Consider the following 17,314-nt stretch of genomic DNA (forward strand, 5'->3'; position numbering starts at 1 on the left):
GTTAAGGGTTGAACGGCTCTGCCATGGGCGTGAGCACGAGGTCCACGCTCTGCGCGTCCACCGGTTCGTCGGTGGCGGCAAGATTGAACGCGTTGACGAAATCCTGCCCAAGCGATGCGATGCCCTGGGGATCGCCGTCCCCATCGCCGCCGCCGCCACCGCCGCCGTCGCCGTCGCAGGCGGCCAGCAGCAGGCCAGAGGCGAGCAGCGCAACAAGGCGCCCGCTCTGGACCGTCGATTTTCTGATTGCGGTCATGATCCTCCCCCTCAGTTACCGGTGCCTGCGCCGGCGAGCGGCGTGTTCAGGTACGGAAAGGCGTTGCCCAGTTCCGCAGCCGAGATCGGTGCGCCATCGGTGAAGGGCGCATCGCCCACGGGCGCATCCTCTTCCTCGCAGAGGCCGAGGTTGATGAAGTCCGCCTGGGTGTCCTCGATCGACGGATCGCCGGACAATTCGGCGCCCAGCGGCACCGGGTGGCAGAGTGCGCCCATCACCACGCGCAGCGCGATGTCGACGGTGTCATCCCCCGGACGGCGGCCATTCGGGAACCCGGCAAGGTCCTCGGCCACGACGCCGAAGGGGCTTTGCTGATCGCGCGGGGTCGGCGGTACGGCAGTGTTGAGCCGCATCATCTCGGACGGGGTGACCGTCGCCATCTGGTTCAGACCCGGAAAGCCGGTCAGGAAGGCGGTGACAAGGTCCTGCCGCGGCAGGTTCGACGGCGCGATGTTGCCGTCGGCGCCCAGCGGGCCGCGGAACAGCGCATCGAGCAGGAACGGCAGCGTCGGATTGGTCACGTAGGTGGCCAGGGCGCTGTCCTGCGTCGGCTCCGCTGCGTTGAAGAGGTCCTTGTCGGGCAGGCCGATGACCACTTCGTTGACCAGCGGATTGGACAGGCGCGACTGCTGCACCCAGGCGCCGCCATAGACCGATGTCGCCTCGTAGGTGGGCGACGGGTCTTCGATTTCGGCCTGCGGCAGGCTGGCGGTGGTCCAGGCGCCGATGACGCCGTTGCCGTCTCCGGTAACGCACTCGATCGGCACTTCGATGGCCAGCGAGGTCACGTTGAACTTGCCCACGAGGTCGTCGTTGTCGCGCGACTGGGAAATCGAGCCTTCGAGCGGCACGAGGTTCACCAGGTCGAAGATCTCGCCGAGGTTGACGGCAAAGGCTTCGGCACGCTGACCGACAAAGACACGGCCCGGATTGGAGCAGTTGGGCACGCCGATCTCGTACATGAAGCGTTCGGCGTAATCGTCGTAATCGGGGATGGTCTTGGTGCCGATATTATCCACAGGCTTGCCGAAGTTGGGACCGGCGCCCATGCGGTTGATCGCCTGGATGTCGCCGGTGCGGCGGTCGCCGGTGATCATGTTGAGCGTATAGGTCTCGATCTCGTTCAGCGCACCCGTGTCACCGCGCGAAATCGGCCCTGCGGCCTTTAGCGGGATGGCCACGTTCTGATCGCCGACCGGTACCGCGATTCCGCCGCCGTCCATCGCCAGGCGGTTCTCGAAATCGAATTGGAAGGTGATGTCCTCGACCGCGTCGCCGTTGTTGTCGATGTGGATTTCATAGATCGCGTCGGCATCCATGGTGAAATAGTTCGGACCGCCGTAGGGCGCCTGCAGGGGCTGGTAGTTGGCGATGAACGTCACGTAGCCGTCGCGGCCGGGCTCGTAACTGCGGAACATGTAGAAATCGGTGGCGTCGACCTTGGGCGACTTGGTGATGCCCGGCGCTTCGCGATGCGACGACGCCAGCGCGCCGGTCACGGCCACGGCGAGCAGGCTGATCGTGAGCCCCCTGGTGACCTGTCGTGTTACGGAATTCATTATCCACTCCCTGAAATCATTGACTTTTCGACGTCGTATCACCGAAAGCGCCCCAAAGATCGGCGGCCCCCACGGCTTTCTCCGCCACGGTTTTCCTGACGCGAGATGGTGCAGTCACGGCGCGCGTTCGATAAAGTTTCAGAAAATGCATGATTTTCCGGCGGGTCTGCCGAGCGCAGCCGGCGTACCGGTGGCCGCAGCTCGGAACATCGGCCTGCACAGCCCCGATACCGGGCCAGTGCACGGGCCGTGGCCCATCGTGACATACCCGCGTCGACCCTTTGTCGATGATGCTAGGTTCGGACCGGTTGCCGGCGATGGCTTTGATCGGCGCATCGGCATCCTCGGGCGGATCTATACGTCAGAGCTTTAAGCCGGAGACGAGATGTGGAAAACAAATACCGAGGCTCACGTCATTCGCACTTCCGGTGGCACCGGAAATATGGACCGTGACGCCAAACCCGGCAGGAGAGTTTCATGGCATCGTCCGACACAGCCCTCGTCATCTCGGCCCATGCGGCCGACTTCGTCTGGCGCTGCGGCGGCGCCATCGCGCTGCATCAGAAACAGGGTGTCGCGGTGACCGTGGCTTGTCTGTCCTACGGCGAAAGAGGGGAAAGCGCGCGGCTTTGGAAAGAGGGCAAGACGCTGGCCGAGGTCAAATCCGTGCGCCGCAAGGAAGCCGAGGCGGCGGCGCAGGCCCTGGACGTGCACGACATCCGCTTTTTCGACCTTGGCGACTATCCTCTGGACCTGGGCACGGGCGCGCAGGAGCGCATGGTGGACCTGATTCGCGCGGTCCAGCCGCGCTTCATGCTGACCCATTCGCAATACGACCCTTACAACACCGATCACATGCGAACGACCGAGTTCGTCCTGACCTGCCGCATGATCGCACAGGCCTGGGGCCACGACCCCGGCGCACAGGTTGTGGGCGCGCCGCAGCTCTACCTGTTCGAGCCGCACCAGACAGAACAGATGGGCTGGAAACCCGACACGTTTCTCGACATCACCGAGGTCTGGGACAAGAAACGCGCCGCCATCGAGTGTATGCAGGGCCAGCATCACCTCTGGGACTACTACACCAATGTGGCGCAGAACCGCGCCAACCACTTCCGCCGCAACTCCGGCGGGCAGGCGGGGGGACGGGCCGCGCAATATGCCGAGGCGTTTCAATCGGTCTTCCCGCGCACGGTGGATGCTCTGTGATGGCGCATGTGGTGATCCAGACGGTCGACCGGGCCGCGCCCGACGTCATCGAAGGGCTGGCCGCCTGCGGCGTGTCCACGGTGCACGAAGCACAGGGCCGCACCGGGCTCCTGGGCGCTCATCTGCGCCCGATATTCGGCGGTGCCCGTATCGCCGGGTCGGCCATCACCATCTCGGCGCCGCCCTGCGACAACTGGATGCTGCATGTGGCCATCGAACAGATCCGCCCGGGCGATATCCTGGTTCTGTCGCCGACGTCCCCGTCGAACGCGGGATATTTCGGCGACCTTCTGGCCACCTCGGCGCTTTCGAGGGGCTGCCGGGGGCTGGTGATCGACGCGGGAGTGCGGGACGTGCGCGACCTCACGGCCATGGGGTTTCCGGTCTGGTCCGCGGCGGTCTTCGCGCAGGGCACGGTCAAGGAGACGCTGGGGTCGGTCAACGTGCCCATCGTTTGTGCCGGGACCCTGGTCGATCCGGGCGACGTGATCGTCGCGGATGACGACGGCGTCTGCGTCGTGCGCCGGGCCGAGTCCGAAACGGTGCTGGAAAATGCCCGGGCGCGCGAGGCGGCCGAAGAGGACAAGCGCAAGCGCCTTGCGGCCGGCGAACTTGGGCTCGACATCTACGACATGCGCGCGCGGCTCAGGGACAAGGGGCTGACCTACCTGTGAGCGGGAATGCGAACCACTCGGAACCGGGGTACGGCACGTGAACGGCGGCATCCGGTGCATGTGGATGCGGGGTGGCACCTCGAAGGGCGGATACTTCCTCGCGTCGGATCTGCCGGAGGCTCCGGCGGCGCGGGATGCGCTGCTCCTGCGAATCATGGGCACGCCCGATCCGCGGCAGATCGACGGGATGGGCGGTGCCGATCCGCTGACCTCCAAGGTCGCGGTGGTCCGGCGCTCGGACCGGCCGGGCGTCGACGTCGACTATCTGTTCCTGCAGGTGTTCGTCGACCGCGCGCGGGTCAGCGACGCCCAGAACTGCGGCAACATCCTCGCCGGAGTCGCGCCCTTTGCCATCGAGCGCGGGCTGGTCGCGGCGCAGGACGGAGAAACCGCGGTGACGATCTACATGCAGAACTCCGGCCAGATTGCGCGTGCGACGGTCGAGACGCCGGAGGGCCGCGTCCGCTATGACGGCGTCGCGCGCATCGACGGCGTTCCGGGTGGCGCGGCGCCGGTCCCGATCTCGTTTCGCGATACCGAGGGGTCGTCCTGCGGCGCGCTGCTGCCGACGGGGCATGCGGCCGATGTTGTCGACGGCCTGAAAGTCACGATGATCGACAACGGCATGCCCTGCGTGGTGCTCGCCGCGAGCGACCTTGGTCTGACGGGCGACGAGACGCCCGAGACGTTGGACGCCGATACAGCCCTCAAGGACAGGCTGGAACGGCTGCGCCTGACCTGTGGTCCGCGCATGAACCTTGGCGATGTGAGCCAGAAATCGGTGCCCAAGATGACGCTGGTGAGCCCGCCGCGCCGGGGCGGCACCATCGCCACGCGAACCTTCATTCCGCACCGCTGTCACAGCAGCATCGGCGTTCTGGGCGCGGTCAGCGTCGCGACCGCCTGCCTGCTGGACGGCACGCCCGCACAGGCGCTGGCCGCACCAGGGACAGGCGCGCAACGCCGGATGGACATCGAACATCCGACAGGCAGGCTTGCCGTACTGGCGCATCTGGACATGCGCGGCGCGGTCACGGATACGGCGATCCTGCGCACCGCCCGCAAGCTCATGGACGGAGAGGTGTTCGCGGGGCCGGCGCGGGACGGCTGACCGCGCGAGCGGCCGCCCGGCGGACCCATGCCGGAGAGCGCGGCAATCGCGGCTTTCTCCTTTCCTGAACGCCAAATCGGTCCATGTTGTGTCCCACTCAACAGAGCGAGGTTTGATCATGTTCAACGACAAGGACCCATTTGATCGCGCCGTCTTTGGTGCCATCGCCGTTTTCGGCGCGGTTCTGATCCTCACGGCCGGTTGGAACGCCGTGATGGTCCCGGACCCGCAGCGGGCCGAGGCGACCCAGGAAAGCGACGCGCAACAGATGGCCGAAGCATCCGCAGAGACGGAGCAGGCCGAGGAAGACGCGTCCGCGCCCGAAGAAACGGAAACGGCGCAGGCCGAGAGTTCCGACGCAAGCAATACCGAAAGCGAGACGGCGAACGCCGCGCCGGAGTCGACGGACGAGCCGCCGGAAGAGGGGGCGGATACGGACACCGCGCAGGCCTCCGAGGGCGAAGAAGGCGCGGGAGAAACCGAAACCGCGCAGTCCTCGGAGCCGGAAGAGAGTTCGGGCGACGCCGAGACCGCGGAGTCCTCCGACAGCGAAGGCGATGCGGCAGAGACTGAAACGGCGCAGGCCGCGGAAAGCGAAGGCGAGCCGACAAGCGCTGAACCGGCGGCCGAGACCGAGACGGCCGAAAGCGGGTCCGACGGGTCCGGCGACGCCGAAAAGGCAGCCGACGCCGGGAGCGACGGTTCGGGCGAAGCGGCGGCGGAAACCGACGAGGCCAGCGCCGATGCCGGAAGCGACGGGTCTGGAGAGGCTGCCGCAGAGACGGAAGAGGCCAGCGCCGATGCCGGAGGCGACGGCTCAAGCGAGGCTGCCGCAGAAACCGAAGAGGCCAGCGCCGAGTCCGGTGGTGGCAGCTCGGGCGGCATGCCCGAGGCGCAGATGGCGTTCCTCGAAGGCGATGCCGATGCCGGGGCGCGGGTCTTCAACCAGTGCAAGGCCTGCCACGTCATCGAACAGGAGCAGAACCGCGTCGGTCCGCACCTTGTCAACATCGTCGGGCGTCCTGCCGCGTCGGTCGAGGGATTCCGCTACAGCGACGCGCTGATGGAGTTGCAGGGGCAGGAGTGGACGCCCGAGGAACTCGACGCCTGGCTCACCAACCCGCGCGAGTACGCGCCGGGCAACAAGATGTCGTACCGCGGCGTCCAGGACGAAGGAGACCGCGGCGACCTTCTGGCCTATCTCTGGTCGCTGCAGAACTGAGCGACAGGGCCGAATGATTGCGTAGCACGCGCTCCGGCTCAGCGCCGGGGAGCGTGCCTTGCGCAATATTCTCCCGCATCGCGCCGCGGACGAGGCGGGCAGGACGGCAAGGCGATCCTGTGACCCGCAGGGCCGCGCCGCTCCTGCCTGTGTTCCAAGCCGATGCCGTTGCCTCTTGTGGGGCCGGCCTGCCGTCCGATACCACCAGGGCACGGAAAGTCAGAGGAACCGCAGGATGAAAAACCCCGTCAACCGCTTCAAGGCCGCCCTCGGGACGGGCCGCCACCAGGTCGGCATCTGGAATACCATCGGCGGTCCCAACGTCCCGGAGCTTCTGGGCGGCGCCGGGTTCGACTGGGTGCTGGTCGATTGCGAGCATGCGTCGATCGAGACCATCGACGTCCTGCCCGCGCTGCAGGCGCTGGCCGCCAATCCCGAGGTCTCTGCCATCGTGCGCCCGGCCAGCAACGACGCGACCCTGTTCAAGCGGCTGCTGGACATGGGCGCCCAGACCCTGATGGTGCCCTATGTCGAGACGCCCGAAGACGCGGCGCAGGCCGTCCGGGCCATGCGCTACGGTCCCAAAGGGATTCGCGGCATGGCGGGCATGACCCGTGCCACCCGCTATGGCAAGGTCGCGGATTACGCCGCCACGGCAGAGGATGAGCTGTGCCTGATCGTGCAGATTGAAACGGTCAAGGGCATGGAGAATCTCGAGGCCATCGCGCAGACACCGGGAGTCGATGCGGTGTTCATCGGGCCGTCCGACCTCAGCGCCAGCATGGGTCTGCCGGGCCAGCTGAGACATCCCGATGTGATCGCCGCGATCCACGACATCATCGACCGGATGCGCGCCATCGGTGTGCCGGTGGGTCTCATGGAACTGGATTCCGACACGGCCAGGGGCTATGTCGCGCGCGGTTCGACCTTCACCGCCGTGGGCATCGACCTGATATTGCTGGCCTCGGCGGTGGACAATCTGCGCAACCGGTTCCGCGACACGTGACGCCGGTCCCGCGCCGAGGGTGATCGGTGAGAGTGCTCCGCAGTTCCGGGAACGGGCGCAAGGCTTTCTGGTGTCGCCGGGCGGTCTCTTGTTGAATTGACGCGGGGGGACACCGCTGCATTGCGGCGTCCGCGGCCAGGCCTACATCCATCCTCGCGGCATGCCTGCGCCGCCGAGGACCGGTAAATCGGGCCGCTCGCGCGCCCAACATCAAGAACCGGCAGGAGGCCAATGCCGAAACCGACCACATGCTTCGACTGTCTCAGCTGGAACATCCATCGCGGACGCGGTGAAGACGGCGTCGTCGATCCGGCGCGCACCGTGGATGTCCTCTGCCGGGAGGTGGCGCGTCCGGACACCGATCTGCTGGTCCTGCAAGAGGCGGACGAGGAGTGCCCGCCGCATCGCGGCATCCTCGATATCGCCGGGATCGAGGGTCGCACCGGCTTGCGGCATGCACAGGAGATCTCTGGCCGCTGGGGCGCGGACAGTCACGGGTTTCTCGGCGTCGTCTGCTTCGTCCATCCGGCGATCCGGGTCGAACGGGTGACGGTGCTGGACCTGCCGGGACAATGCCACCGCGGCGCAGTCGTGCTCGACCTCGCGGGGAAGGGGCGGGCGTTTCGCCTGATCGCCACGCACCTGTCGCTGTCGCAAGCGCTGCGGATCGTGCAGATGCGCACCATCGGGCAGCACGTTTTTCGGCGGGACGACCGGCCGACGGTGATCTGCGGCGATCTCAACGAGTGGCGGCCCTGGGGCGGGCTGGCGCTGTCCCGGGCGGTTCTCGGCGCCGCCTTTGACGGCCCGGCCCGGGCGACCTTTCCGGTGCGGCGGCCGATCCTGCCTCTGGACAGATTCCTGGCCGGGCAGGGCGCGCGGATCGACAGGACCGAGGTGCTGGACGGCCCCGGCATCCGCATTGCCTCGGACCACCGGCCGCTCGCGGCCCGGATTTCGCTGGCCTGTCCGGACTGACCCCGAAACTGCTACGGATCAGCCGCCGAAGGGCGGCCAAATCCGCGAGAACACCCCATCCTTGCGGATGACCGCATGGTGCAGCGCCGCGCCGATGTGCAGCGCCACCAGCGCCATGAGGGCCAGACCGCCGAAGTAGTGGATCGTCTGCGCCGTCTCGGCCAGCGCATCGGAGCGCGGCACGAAGCCTGGCACCCCCATGGCGTCCAGCGCCTCGATCGGGAAGCCGCCCGCGCGGACACGGATGTAGCCCGCGACAGGCATGATCACCAGGAGCGCGTAGAGCGCGAGATGCGACAGCCCTGCGATCCGGTGCTGCCAGTCGGGCACCGAGGCGGGCAGCGGCGGCGGTTGCCGGCGCGCACGGTAGACGAGGCGCAGCAGCACCAGGATCAGCAGCAGCACGCCCACGTTCTTGTGAAAGATGTAAAGGCTGTTCTGCAGTGTTCGGGCGAGGCCCTCCTGAGTCATCAGCAGGCCCACCGGGATCGTGGCGAGAATCAGCACCGCCATGCTCCAGTGCAACAGGCGCGCGGGCGGGCGATAGGTGGAACGGGTGTCGGGCATGGCGTCCTCTCGCATGAATCGCGCCCGACCGCCCGGCAGATGCCCGGTGCCGGGCCGCAGTCCCTTGACAGTGACCGCGTTAAGCCGATCTTTCAACAATGGCGTCAACTTATCCGGATACTGCCCCCCCGAAACGGCGATGGGTCCTGCGGGTCGCACACCCCGGACCGATCGGTGCGTTCCTGCGCGGAGCGCTTTCCGGGGCGGTGGGTGTGCTGGCGCTTGCGCTGGTCCTGCCGGGGGGCGGGCCGGCCGGTGCCGCTCTGGCCGTGTCGGTGTTCCTGGCGGGAAGCGGGATCGCGCTCCGCGCGCTGAAGCGCGGTTTTCCGCATCCGGAACTCGGTCTGTGCAACCTCCTGACGCTGGCCCGCCTCGGGCTCGCCTGCACCCTGCTGGCGCCGCTACTGGCCGGGGCAGTGCCCTCCTGGCCGGTGTTTGCGCTCGCGGCGCTCGCCCTGTCGCTCGACGGGTTCGACGGCTGGCTTGCCCGGCGGCAGCAGCGCGCCTCCGACTTCGGCGCGCGCTTCGACGTGGAGGTCGATTCGCTGCTGGCGCTGGTGCTGGCCGTCTGCGCCGCGATGGGCACCGGCATCGGCGTCTGGGCCGTGTTCCTGGGCCTGCCGCGCTATGCCTTCCTTGCCGCCGGGGCGGTCCTGCCCTGGATGCGCAGGCCGTTGCCCGAGCGGTTCAGCCGCAAAGCCGTCTGCGTGATCCAGATCGGGGTGCTGATCGCGCTGCAGGCGCCGGTCCTGCCGCCGATCGCGGCGATCCTGTCGGGTGTTGCCGCTCTGCTGGCTCTGGCCTGGTCCTTCGCTGTCGACATCAACTGGCTTTGGGCGCGGCGCGGGTGAGAGGCACCGTTGTCCGCCTTGGCCTGGCGACGCTGGTGCTGCACCTCGTCCTGATCCAGCCCAATCACCCGGCGGCGATGGCCTGGGATGCGCTGCTGCTGTTTCCGCTGGAGCTTCCGGTGATCCTCTGCGCGCTGATCGCCGTCGGCCCGGGCCGCGTGTCGGTGTGGCTGCGCGCGGCGCTGGTGGCGGTCCTGATGCTGGTCGCCCTGCTCAAGGCCGCCGACTACGCCATGTTCACCGCGTTCGGGCGCGGTTTCAACCCGGTGGCCGACCTGCCGCTGATCGAGGCCGGGATGCGCCTTGCCATCGGTGCGGCGGGTCTCGGTCTGGCCGTGCTCGGCGCGGTGAGCGCCGTGATGGCCGCGGTGGCGGTCGCCGCCGCGCTCTGGTGGGCGACGGGCGTCTGGGCGCGGGTCGGGCGCAGCCGCGGGCAGGCCGGGGTCGCGGGCGCGGCGGCGGTGCTGCTGGCGGGGGTCGCCGTGGCGGATGTCGGCCAGAACATGGGCCGCTTCGACCTGCCCGCCAAGGTGCCGGGCGCGGCCTTTACCGCCCGCGTCGGTGTCGAGCGGGTGGAAAAGACACGCGCCACGCTGGCCGACCTGCGTGCCTTTGCCACTGCCGCGGCGGAGGATCCCTTTGCCGACCGGGCCGGACTGCTGAACCTGATCGACCGCGACGTGATCGTCGTCTTCGTCGAAAGCTACGGGCGCACCAGCCTCGACACGCCGCTTTATGCCGAAACCCACCGCCCGACGCTCGCCCGCGCCGAGGCGCGGCTGGACGAATTGGGCCTCGCGATGCGATCCGGGCTGCTGCAGGCGCCGACGCGGGGCGGGCAAAGCTGGCTGAGCCATGCGACCTTTGCCAACGGGCTCTGGATCGACAACCAGACCAGCTATGGCGCGGCGCTGGCCAGCGGGCGGATGACACTCTTCCATCTGGCGCGCGCGGCCGGGTTCCACACTGCCGCGGTCATGCCGCAGATCACGCTCGACTGGCCGGAATCCTCGGTCATGGGCTTCGACACGATCCTCGCCGCTGCCGACCTGGGCTATCGCGGGCAACCCTTCAACTGGGTGACCATGCCCGACCAGTTCACCTTCGCGGCGATGGACAGGCTGATCTTCGGCGCCGCATCCGACGGGCCGCGCTTCGTGCAGATGGCGCTGGGGACGTCGCATGCGCCCTGGGTTCCGGTGCCCGAGCTGGTGGACTGGGAATCCATCGGCGACGGCACGATCTTCGATCCGATGGCCGCGGCGGGCGATCCGCCGGCGGAGGTCTGGCGCGACCCCGACCGGGTCCGCGCGCAATACCGCAAAGCCATCGACTATGCGCTGAGCGTCGTCTTCGACTATGCCGCGCGCCGTGCCGCGGACCCGCCGCTGATGATCGTCCTGGGCGACCACCAGGCCGCCGAGTTCGTGGCGCAGGACAGCCGGCCCGATGTGCCGATCCACGTCATCGGCCCAGAGGCGCTGGTGCGCCGGGTCGCCGATCTGGGCTGGAGCCCGGGCCTGCTGCCCGAACCGGATGTCACGCCGATCCGGATGGACCGTATGCGCGATCTGATCCTCGAGACCTTCTCCGGCCAGGCGGACGGGGAGGGCGGGTCATGATCCGGCGCATCCCGGGATGGGTCTGGCGCGCCTTGCAACTGGCGATGGCGCTGGGGCTGCTGGCCCTGCTCTGGCAGGCGGCGGACGGGCCGGATGCGGCGCGGCGGCTGGCCAATGCCGATTGGGGGCCGTTGCTGCTGGCGCTGCTGGCCCTGACGATGCAGACGGTGCTGTCGGCGGTGCGCTGGCAGGTGACGGCGCGGCAGCTAGGCATCTTTTTCGGCGCCGGCCACGCGGTGCGGGAATATTACCTCGCGCAGGTGGTGAACCAGTCGCTGCCCGGAGGCATGATCGGCGATGCGGGCCGGGCCTACCGTGCCCGCGCGCAGGCCGGTCTGATGGCTTCTGGCCAGTCCGTGGTGATCGAGCGGCTGGCGGGCCAGGTGGTCATGTTCGCGGCCCTGGCGGTCGGATTCTTCGCCACCTTTGCCGCGCCCGGCGGGCTGGACTGGCCGCGCGCCCTGGCGATTCCCGTGGCGGCGGCGCTGGCCGCGGGCTGCGCCCTGCCGGCGGTGCTCTGGGCCGCGACGCGGCTGCGCGGCGTATTGGGCAAGGCCGCCGCACGGCTCTGGCGGCTGCTGGACCGGACCATGCTGGACAAGCGGATCCTGCCCTACCAGGTGGCGCTGGGGATCGGCACGACGCTGTGCAACCTCGCGGCCTTTGCCTTTTGCGCGCGCGCGGTCGGGATCGACCTGTCGGTGGGGGCGGTGATGGCGCTGGTGCCGCTGATCCTCTTTACCATGCTGATCCCGATCTCGGTCTCGGGCTGGGGGCTGCGGGAAGGCGCCGCAGCGGCCCTGCTGCCGCTGGCGGGCGCCTCGGCCAGCAGCGGGCTGGCGGCCAGTGTCGCCTTTGGCCTGACCTTCATCGTCGCGGTGCTGCCCGGGGTGATCTTCCTGCGCATCGACCCCAAACGCAGGGACCGGGCGCGCCGCGACAGGCCGCCGCGCAAGGCCGACTAGACACGCGATGCCGGCGGGCCCTTGTTCGGACCCGACGGGCAGCTAGCATTATGGAAACCAGAAAGGATGCCCGCATGCAGAAGACGATGAACAGACGCGCCCTGATCGGCGGCGGCGCCGCGGCGGCCGGAACCCTTGCCCTCGGCCTCGCGCCCCGGCGGCTTTTCGCGCAGACGCCGGTGACGTTGCAGCTTTCGTGGCTGCATTCGGCGCAATTCGCCGGCAGCTACATCGCGCAGGACCGCGGCTGGTGGATCGAAGAGGGGCTCGAGGTGGCGCTGTCGCAGGGCGGCCCCAACGCGCCGGTGGAACCGCCGGTGGTCTCGGGCACGGCGCTGGTCGGTATCTCGGCGGCGGATTACACCGCCGCCGCGGTGGAGGAAGGCGCGCCGTTCAAGATCCTCGGCGTCGCGATGCAGAAGAACCCCTTCGTGATCGCGTCGCTGCCCGACAACCCGGTCAATGAACCCACGGATCTGGTGGGCAAGCGGATCGGCATGGCGCTGGCCAACACGCCGGTGCTGCAGGCGCTCTGCGCGCTCAACGACGTCGACATCGACGGGATCGAGATCGTGCCGACGCAATATTCGGCGCAGCCGCTGATCGCGGGCGAGGTAGACTGCCTGCTCTGCTGGGAAACCGACCTGCCCGTCGCCATGGCCATGCAGGGGATCGACAGTGTCACGATGCTGATGGCGGATTTCGGCTACGCGGTGCATTCGCAGACCTACATCGCCACCGAGGACAGCCTCGCCAACCGCCGTGCCGACCTTGTGGCGCTGATGCGCGGAGAGGTGCGCGGCTGGGACGCCTACCGCGAAGACACCGATGCGGCGGCGGAACTGACGCTGCAAATGTATCCCGATGCAGGTCTCGACCTCGAGACTCAGAAGTTGCAGGCCGCACGACAGGTGCCGCTGATGTTCTCGGAACTGACCGACGCCAACGGCTTCGGCTGGTGGACCGAAGAGACCGTCGCCGCCAATATCGAAACGCTGGGCCTGCTGGGGCGGGACGTCACCCCGGACCTTTGGGATCGGTCGATCCTGGAAGAGGTTCATGGCACCTGATCCGGCCATGCCCGCGCAGATCGTCTGCACCGGCCTCGGCAAGACCTTCGGCGGCGGCACCGAAGCGGTGCAGGCATTGGACCTGACCCTCGCCGCGGGTCAGACAACGGCGCTGGTCGGTCCGTCGGGCTGCGGGAAATCGACGCTGCTGCGGATGATCGCCGGGCTGGAAGAGCCGAGCTTTGGCACCGTCACCATCGGCGGCGCGCCGCCGTCCGAGACGCTGAGGCACGCGGGTCTGTCGGTCGCCTTCCAGGACCCGTCGCTGCTGCCCTGGCGCAGCGTGCGCGGGAACATCGAACTGGCGCTGCGTCTTGCCCGCCGCCCGGTCGATGTCGCCGCCGTGGAGGCGCTGATCGCTCTGGTGGGACTCGACGGGTTCGGCGACACCAAGCCGGCGGAACTGTCCGGCGGCATGCGGCAACGGGCGGCCATCGCCCGCGCGCTTGCCACGAAACCCGGCCTGCTGCTGCTGGACGAGCCGTTCGGGGCGGTCGATGAACTGACCCGGCAGCAGCTGGCGCAGGATCTGCCGCGGATCTGGGAGGCGCAGCGGACCACGACGGTGCTTGTCACCCATTCGGTGAGCGAGGCGGTGCTGCTGTCGGATCGGGTCATCGTCCTGTCGCCGCGCCCGGCGCAGATCGTCGCCGATATCGACATTCCCCTGCCGCGTCCGCGCAGCCCCGACATGGTGCGCAGCGACGCAGGAGCCGGCCACATCGACGCGGTCTTTGCCGCCCTGTCCGAAAGCCGGGCCGGGTCGCCGCCGCCGATGGCCGCGCAATGACCGTCACGACCGCGCCCGCGCGCCCGGCCATCCTGCAAAAACCTGTTTCGTTCGCCCCGTGGATCAGCACCGCGATCCTTCTGGCGCTGTGGGAACTCGCCGGCCGGCAGCTTTCGGGCACCTTCGTCCTGGCCAGCCCGAGCGAGGTGCTGCGCTACCTGGCTGAAGAGTGGCGCATGATGGCCCGCGCATTGGCTGTGACGCTGGGAAACGCGGCGCTGGGCTTTGTCTTCGGCAACCTCGCGGCCATCGCCCTTGCGACACTCGCGTCGGTCTGGCCCCGGACCGAACGCGTGGTCGCGGGGCTGGCGCTCCTGGTCTTCTGCCTGCCGCTGGTGGCGACCGGGCCGATCCTGCGGGTGCTCTTCGGTCCCGGCGACGGCCCGCAGATCGTCCTGGCGGCGCTGGCGGTATACTACACGACGCTGATTCCCCTGCTGGTCGGATTGCGCGCCGCGCCCGCGACCTGGTTCGACCTCGTGCGCAGCTACGGGCGGGGGCGCGTGTCGGCGCTGGTGCATGTGCGTGCCATGGCGGCATTGCCGTATCTCTTCACCGGCCTTCAGATCGCCGCGCCCGCCGCCTTCCTCGGGGCCATGGTGGGCGAATTCACCGGGGCGGAGCGCGGCATGGGCGTGCTGACCGTTCGTGCCATCCGGGCGCTGGACGTGGAGATGACCTGGGCGCTTGCCACCGTCGCGACCGGTGTCGCGATCCTGGCCTATGCCGTCATCGGCGCGCTGGCGCGGCGGGTTCTGAAGGCGCCGCCGCCGGTGATCCTGGCCGCCCCGGCCCCGGCGGGCGCGCGCAGCAGCGCGCTACAGACCGGCGCAATCGTGACCGTGCTGGCCCTACTGGCATGGTGGGGCGCGATCCGGGTCTTCGATCTCAACCCTTTCTTCGCAAAGGGGCCGGGGGATGTCTTCGCGGCGCTGATCCTTGCGGATGATGCCGCCGAAACCAGGGCCACGCTGGCCGGCGCCTTGGGCGAAACGCTGGTGTTTCTGCTGCCCGGCTACATCGCGGGCCTTCTGGCCGGGGCGGGGCTGGCGATGCTGCTGGTCCTCATGCCGATCCTGGCGGGCACGGCGATGCCGCTGGCCATCGCGCTGCGGTCGGTGCCCATCGTCACCACCGCGCCGCTGGTGGTGCTGCTCTTGGGCCGGGGCGCCACGGGCACCATCGTGCTGGTCGCGGTCATGGTGTTCTTCCCGACCTTTGTCGCCTGCCTGCACGGGCTGCGGCAGGCGCCGGGGCAGATCATGGACGTACTGGACAGCTATGCCGCCGGGCCCGTGACCCGCCTGATCCGCGTGCGTATTCCGGCGATGCTGCCCGCCTTCTTCGCCGCCGCGCGCATGGCAGTACCGGCCTCGGTGCTGGCGGTCACGGTGGTCGAATGGCTGGCCACCGGCGCGGGTGTTGGCAGCCTCATGGCGCTTTCGGCGTCGCTGTCGGACTACGATATGCTCTGGAGCGCGGTTGTCCTCGTCTCGGCGCTGTCCGCTCTGGGCTATGCGGCCGTCGGCGCCGTCGAGCGGCGGATCCTGACGCTATACGCGCCGGAGCAGGTGGCATGACCCTGCGCCCCGCCGCCTTTGCCATCCCCGGCGACATCGACACTGTCACCGGCGGCTACATCTACGAAAGACGGCTGCTGGAATCGCTGCGCGCGCAGGGGCGCGAGGTGGCGCATCTGCGGATCGGCGCGTCCTTTCCCGACCCGACGCCCGGGGATATGGCCGACCTCATTGCGCAACTGGACGGACTGGACCCGGGCACGCCGGTGATCCTCGACGGCTTCCTGTCGGCCACCATCGACACGGCGGCCCTGTCGCGGCTGAAGGTGCCGACCGTCGCCATGGTGCATCATCCGCTGGCGCTTGAAAGCGGTCTGGCCCCGGCGCGGCGGGATTTTCTGTACCGCACAGAACGGAACAACCTTGCGCTGGTGTCGCATGTGCTGGTGCCCAGCCCGCACACGGCCCGCATTCTGCGCGACGACTACGGTGTCGCTGCCGCGCGCATTACCGTGGCCCGGCCCGGCACCGACCGGTATCCGCTCACCCGCGCGCCAATTGATCCGCCGCTGATCCTGTCGGTCGGCCTGCTGCATCCGCGCAAGGGGCACGACACGCTTCTGGAGGCGCTGTCGCAGATAAAGGCGCTGGACTGGCGGGCGGTGATCGTCGGGGGGGCGCACGATCCCGACCATGCCGCGCTGCTGGACCGGCGCGTCGCCGAGCTGGGCCTTGGCGCGCGTGTCAGGATCGCGGGGCGCGTGGCCGCCGAAGAGTTGTCGGCGGTTTACGGGCAAGCCACGATCTTTGCGCTCGCCACGCGCTACGAAGGCTATGGTCTCGTGTTTGACGAGGCGCTGCTGGCCGGGCTTCCCATCGTCAGCTGCGCGACGGGGGCGGTGCCGGAGACCGTTCCGCCCGCGGCCGGTCTGCTGGTGTTGCCCGACGATCCCGACGGCTTTGCCGAGGCGCTGGCGGAGGTGCTGACAGATGCGTCGCGCCGCGCCGGGATGGCCGATGCGGCGGCAGCGGCCGGGCGCGCGCTCCCGACATGGGCGGACACGGCAAAGGTCGCGGGGCGGGTCCTTGACCGTCTGTCTCAGGCCAGCTGCGCATAGACATCGCCGGAATTGGCGCTTTGCGGCAGCGCATCGAGCCGGCGGTGCATCCCGTCGGCATCGGTCCAGTCCTCGTCCGAAAGCGCATGGCTTTCCCCGAGGCTCAGGTTGAACCGGTACGGGGCGAGCGCGCGCAGCCGGTCGATGCAGTCATGCGCGACGCCGCGCTGGATCGTGGTGACCTCGAAGGACAGGGCCGCCACGGGTCGGCCCAGTCCCGCCAGCACCGCCGCCTCGTGGCCTTCGACGTCGATCTTGACGAAATCCGGCAGGCCGTGGCGGGCGATCAGCGCGTCGAGCGTGGTGACCGGAACCGCAACCTGCGCGTCCCACCGTTCGCCCCGCCAGCCCTCCGCATCCGAGGCCGCCGCGATAAAGGCAGGAGCGACGGTGGCGACGGTAGGATTGCGCGTGTTGAGATGCAGGGTGATCTCGCCCTCGGCGGCGCCTGCGGCCCAGGGCAGCAGCACGGCCTCGCGGGCGCGTCCGTGCAGCAGGCGCAGGGCGCGGAAGACGCGCGGCTGCGGTTCCAGCGCCACGACCGACGCGCCGAGTCGCAGGCAACTCGCGGTGCGGTCGCCCAGATGCGCGCCGATGTCGAAGACCAGCCCGCCGCGCGGCACGACCTGCGCCAGCAGCGCATCCATCCGCCGGGTCCGGTCGGCGTCGCGGTAGTAGATGTCGAGGGATCGGCCAAGCGGCGTGGCCGGGCGACGGCGGGAGTTGCGCATGCCCGCTACGTGCCAGAGACGCGCCGCCTGCGCAATTCCGGATC

The 17,314-nt window shown here is 69.0% G+C and carries 17 protein-coding genes; 13 read left to right on the top strand and 4 right to left on the bottom strand.

From position 1 onward, the window contains the following. Position 1: 1 nt before the first annotated feature. Both DU478_RS10225 and DU478_RS10230 read right to left on the bottom strand, forming a co-directional pair. Positions 2-256, bottom strand: a complete 255-nt coding sequence (locus DU478_RS10225; protein WP_114510862.1) for a hypothetical protein — start codon at positions 254-256, stop codon at positions 2-4. An 11-nt stretch (positions 257-267) separates the two neighbouring features. Next, on the bottom strand, positions 268-1,836 hold the full coding sequence (locus DU478_RS10230) for a DUF4331 domain-containing protein (protein WP_114510863.1): 1,569 nt from the start codon (positions 1,834-1,836) through the stop codon (positions 268-270). A gap of 477 nt (positions 1,837-2,313) precedes the next feature. Between DU478_RS10230 and DU478_RS10235 the strand changes: the two genes are divergently transcribed. The 6 genes from DU478_RS10235 (at position 2,314) to DU478_RS10260 (ending at position 8,036) form a co-directional block, all read left to right on the top strand. Next, positions 2,314-3,045: a PIG-L deacetylase family protein gene (locus tag DU478_RS10235; RefSeq protein WP_114510864.1), complete on the top strand. Its 732-nt coding sequence runs from the start codon at positions 2,314-2,316 to the stop codon at positions 3,043-3,045. Further along, entirely contained in the window at positions 3,045-3,719 is a 675-nt protein-coding gene (locus DU478_RS10240) for a 4-carboxy-4-hydroxy-2-oxoadipate aldolase/oxaloacetate decarboxylase (RefSeq protein WP_114510865.1), read from the top strand. Before DU478_RS10235 ends, DU478_RS10240 begins: the two co-directional genes overlap by 1 nt. Positions 3,720-3,777: 58 nt before the next feature. After that, positions 3,778-4,830: a 4-oxalomesaconate tautomerase gene (locus DU478_RS10245; RefSeq protein ID WP_114510866.1), complete on the top strand. Its 1,053-nt coding sequence runs from the start codon at positions 3,778-3,780 to the stop codon at positions 4,828-4,830. A gap of 118 nt (positions 4,831-4,948) precedes the next feature. Then, positions 4,949-6,052, top strand: a complete 1,104-nt coding sequence (locus DU478_RS10250) for a c-type cytochrome (protein ID WP_147276335.1) — start codon at positions 4,949-4,951, stop codon at positions 6,050-6,052. A 235-nt stretch (positions 6,053-6,287) separates the two neighbouring features. After that, positions 6,288-7,058, top strand: a complete 771-nt coding sequence (locus DU478_RS10255; RefSeq protein WP_114510868.1) for an HpcH/HpaI aldolase family protein — start codon at positions 6,288-6,290, stop codon at positions 7,056-7,058. 231 nt (positions 7,059-7,289) lie between these two features. Further along, positions 7,290-8,036, top strand: coding sequence for an endonuclease/exonuclease/phosphatase family protein (locus tag DU478_RS10260; protein ID WP_114510869.1), 747 nt, complete (start codon positions 7,290-7,292; stop codon positions 8,034-8,036). Between the two features lie 18 nt (positions 8,037-8,054). On the opposite strand, the gene DU478_RS10265 is transcribed toward DU478_RS10260, so the two are convergent. Further along, positions 8,055-8,603 carry a cytochrome b gene (locus tag DU478_RS10265; RefSeq protein ID WP_114510870.1) on the bottom strand — a complete coding sequence of 183 codons (549 nt, stop codon included), beginning with the start codon at positions 8,601-8,603 and terminating at the stop codon, positions 8,055-8,057. A 212-nt stretch (positions 8,604-8,815) separates the two neighbouring features. On the opposite strand from DU478_RS10265, the gene DU478_RS10270 reads away from it, so the two are divergent. The 7 genes from DU478_RS10270 to DU478_RS10300 all read left to right on the top strand — a co-directional run bounded on the left by DU478_RS10270 (position 8,816) and on the right by DU478_RS10300 (position 16,539). Continuing rightward, positions 8,816-9,454 (top strand): CDP-alcohol phosphatidyltransferase family protein, encoded by a 639-nt coding sequence (locus DU478_RS10270; protein ID WP_233501189.1) that lies wholly within the window; start codon positions 8,816-8,818, stop codon positions 9,452-9,454. After that, positions 9,451-11,076 carry a sulfatase-like hydrolase/transferase gene (locus tag DU478_RS10275; protein WP_233501190.1) on the top strand — a complete coding sequence of 542 codons (1,626 nt, stop codon included), beginning with the start codon at positions 9,451-9,453 and terminating at the stop codon, positions 11,074-11,076. Before DU478_RS10270 ends, DU478_RS10275 begins: the two co-directional genes overlap by 4 nt. Next, positions 11,073-12,041: a lysylphosphatidylglycerol synthase transmembrane domain-containing protein gene (locus tag DU478_RS10280; protein WP_114510872.1), complete on the top strand. Its 969-nt coding sequence runs from the start codon at positions 11,073-11,075 to the stop codon at positions 12,039-12,041. The genes DU478_RS10275 and DU478_RS10280 overlap by 4 nt, the downstream gene beginning before the upstream one ends. A 74-nt stretch (positions 12,042-12,115) precedes the next feature. Next, a complete protein-coding gene (locus DU478_RS10285) occupies positions 12,116-13,111 on the top strand; it encodes an ABC transporter substrate-binding protein (protein WP_233501191.1) in 996 nt (331 codons plus the stop codon). Beyond that, complete coding sequence (locus DU478_RS10290) at positions 13,101-13,901, top strand: ABC transporter ATP-binding protein (RefSeq protein WP_233501192.1); 801 nt, start codon at positions 13,101-13,103, stop codon at positions 13,899-13,901. Before DU478_RS10285 ends, DU478_RS10290 begins: the two co-directional genes overlap by 11 nt. Next, the gene (locus tag DU478_RS10295) at positions 13,898-15,481 is read left to right on the top strand and encodes an ABC transporter permease (protein ID WP_114510873.1); all 1,584 of its coding nucleotides are present in this window, start codon (positions 13,898-13,900) and stop codon (positions 15,479-15,481) included. Before DU478_RS10290 ends, DU478_RS10295 begins: the two co-directional genes overlap by 4 nt. Further along, complete coding sequence (locus tag DU478_RS10300) at positions 15,478-16,539, top strand: glycosyltransferase family 4 protein (protein ID WP_114510874.1); 1,062 nt, start codon at positions 15,478-15,480, stop codon at positions 16,537-16,539. The genes DU478_RS10295 and DU478_RS10300 overlap by 4 nt, the downstream gene beginning before the upstream one ends. On the opposite strand, the gene DU478_RS10305 is transcribed toward DU478_RS10300, so the two are convergent. Next, positions 16,521-17,270, bottom strand: a complete 750-nt coding sequence (locus DU478_RS10305) for an FkbM family methyltransferase (protein ID WP_114510875.1) — start codon at positions 17,268-17,270, stop codon at positions 16,521-16,523. The two genes, DU478_RS10300 and DU478_RS10305, sit on opposite strands and share 19 nt — an antisense overlap. Positions 17,271-17,314 lie beyond the last annotated feature (44 nt).

This window comes from Thalassococcus profundi (assembly GCF_003344785.1).
In the GTDB taxonomy this organism is placed as follows: domain Bacteria; phylum Pseudomonadota; class Alphaproteobacteria; order Rhodobacterales; family Rhodobacteraceae; genus Puniceibacterium; species Puniceibacterium profundi.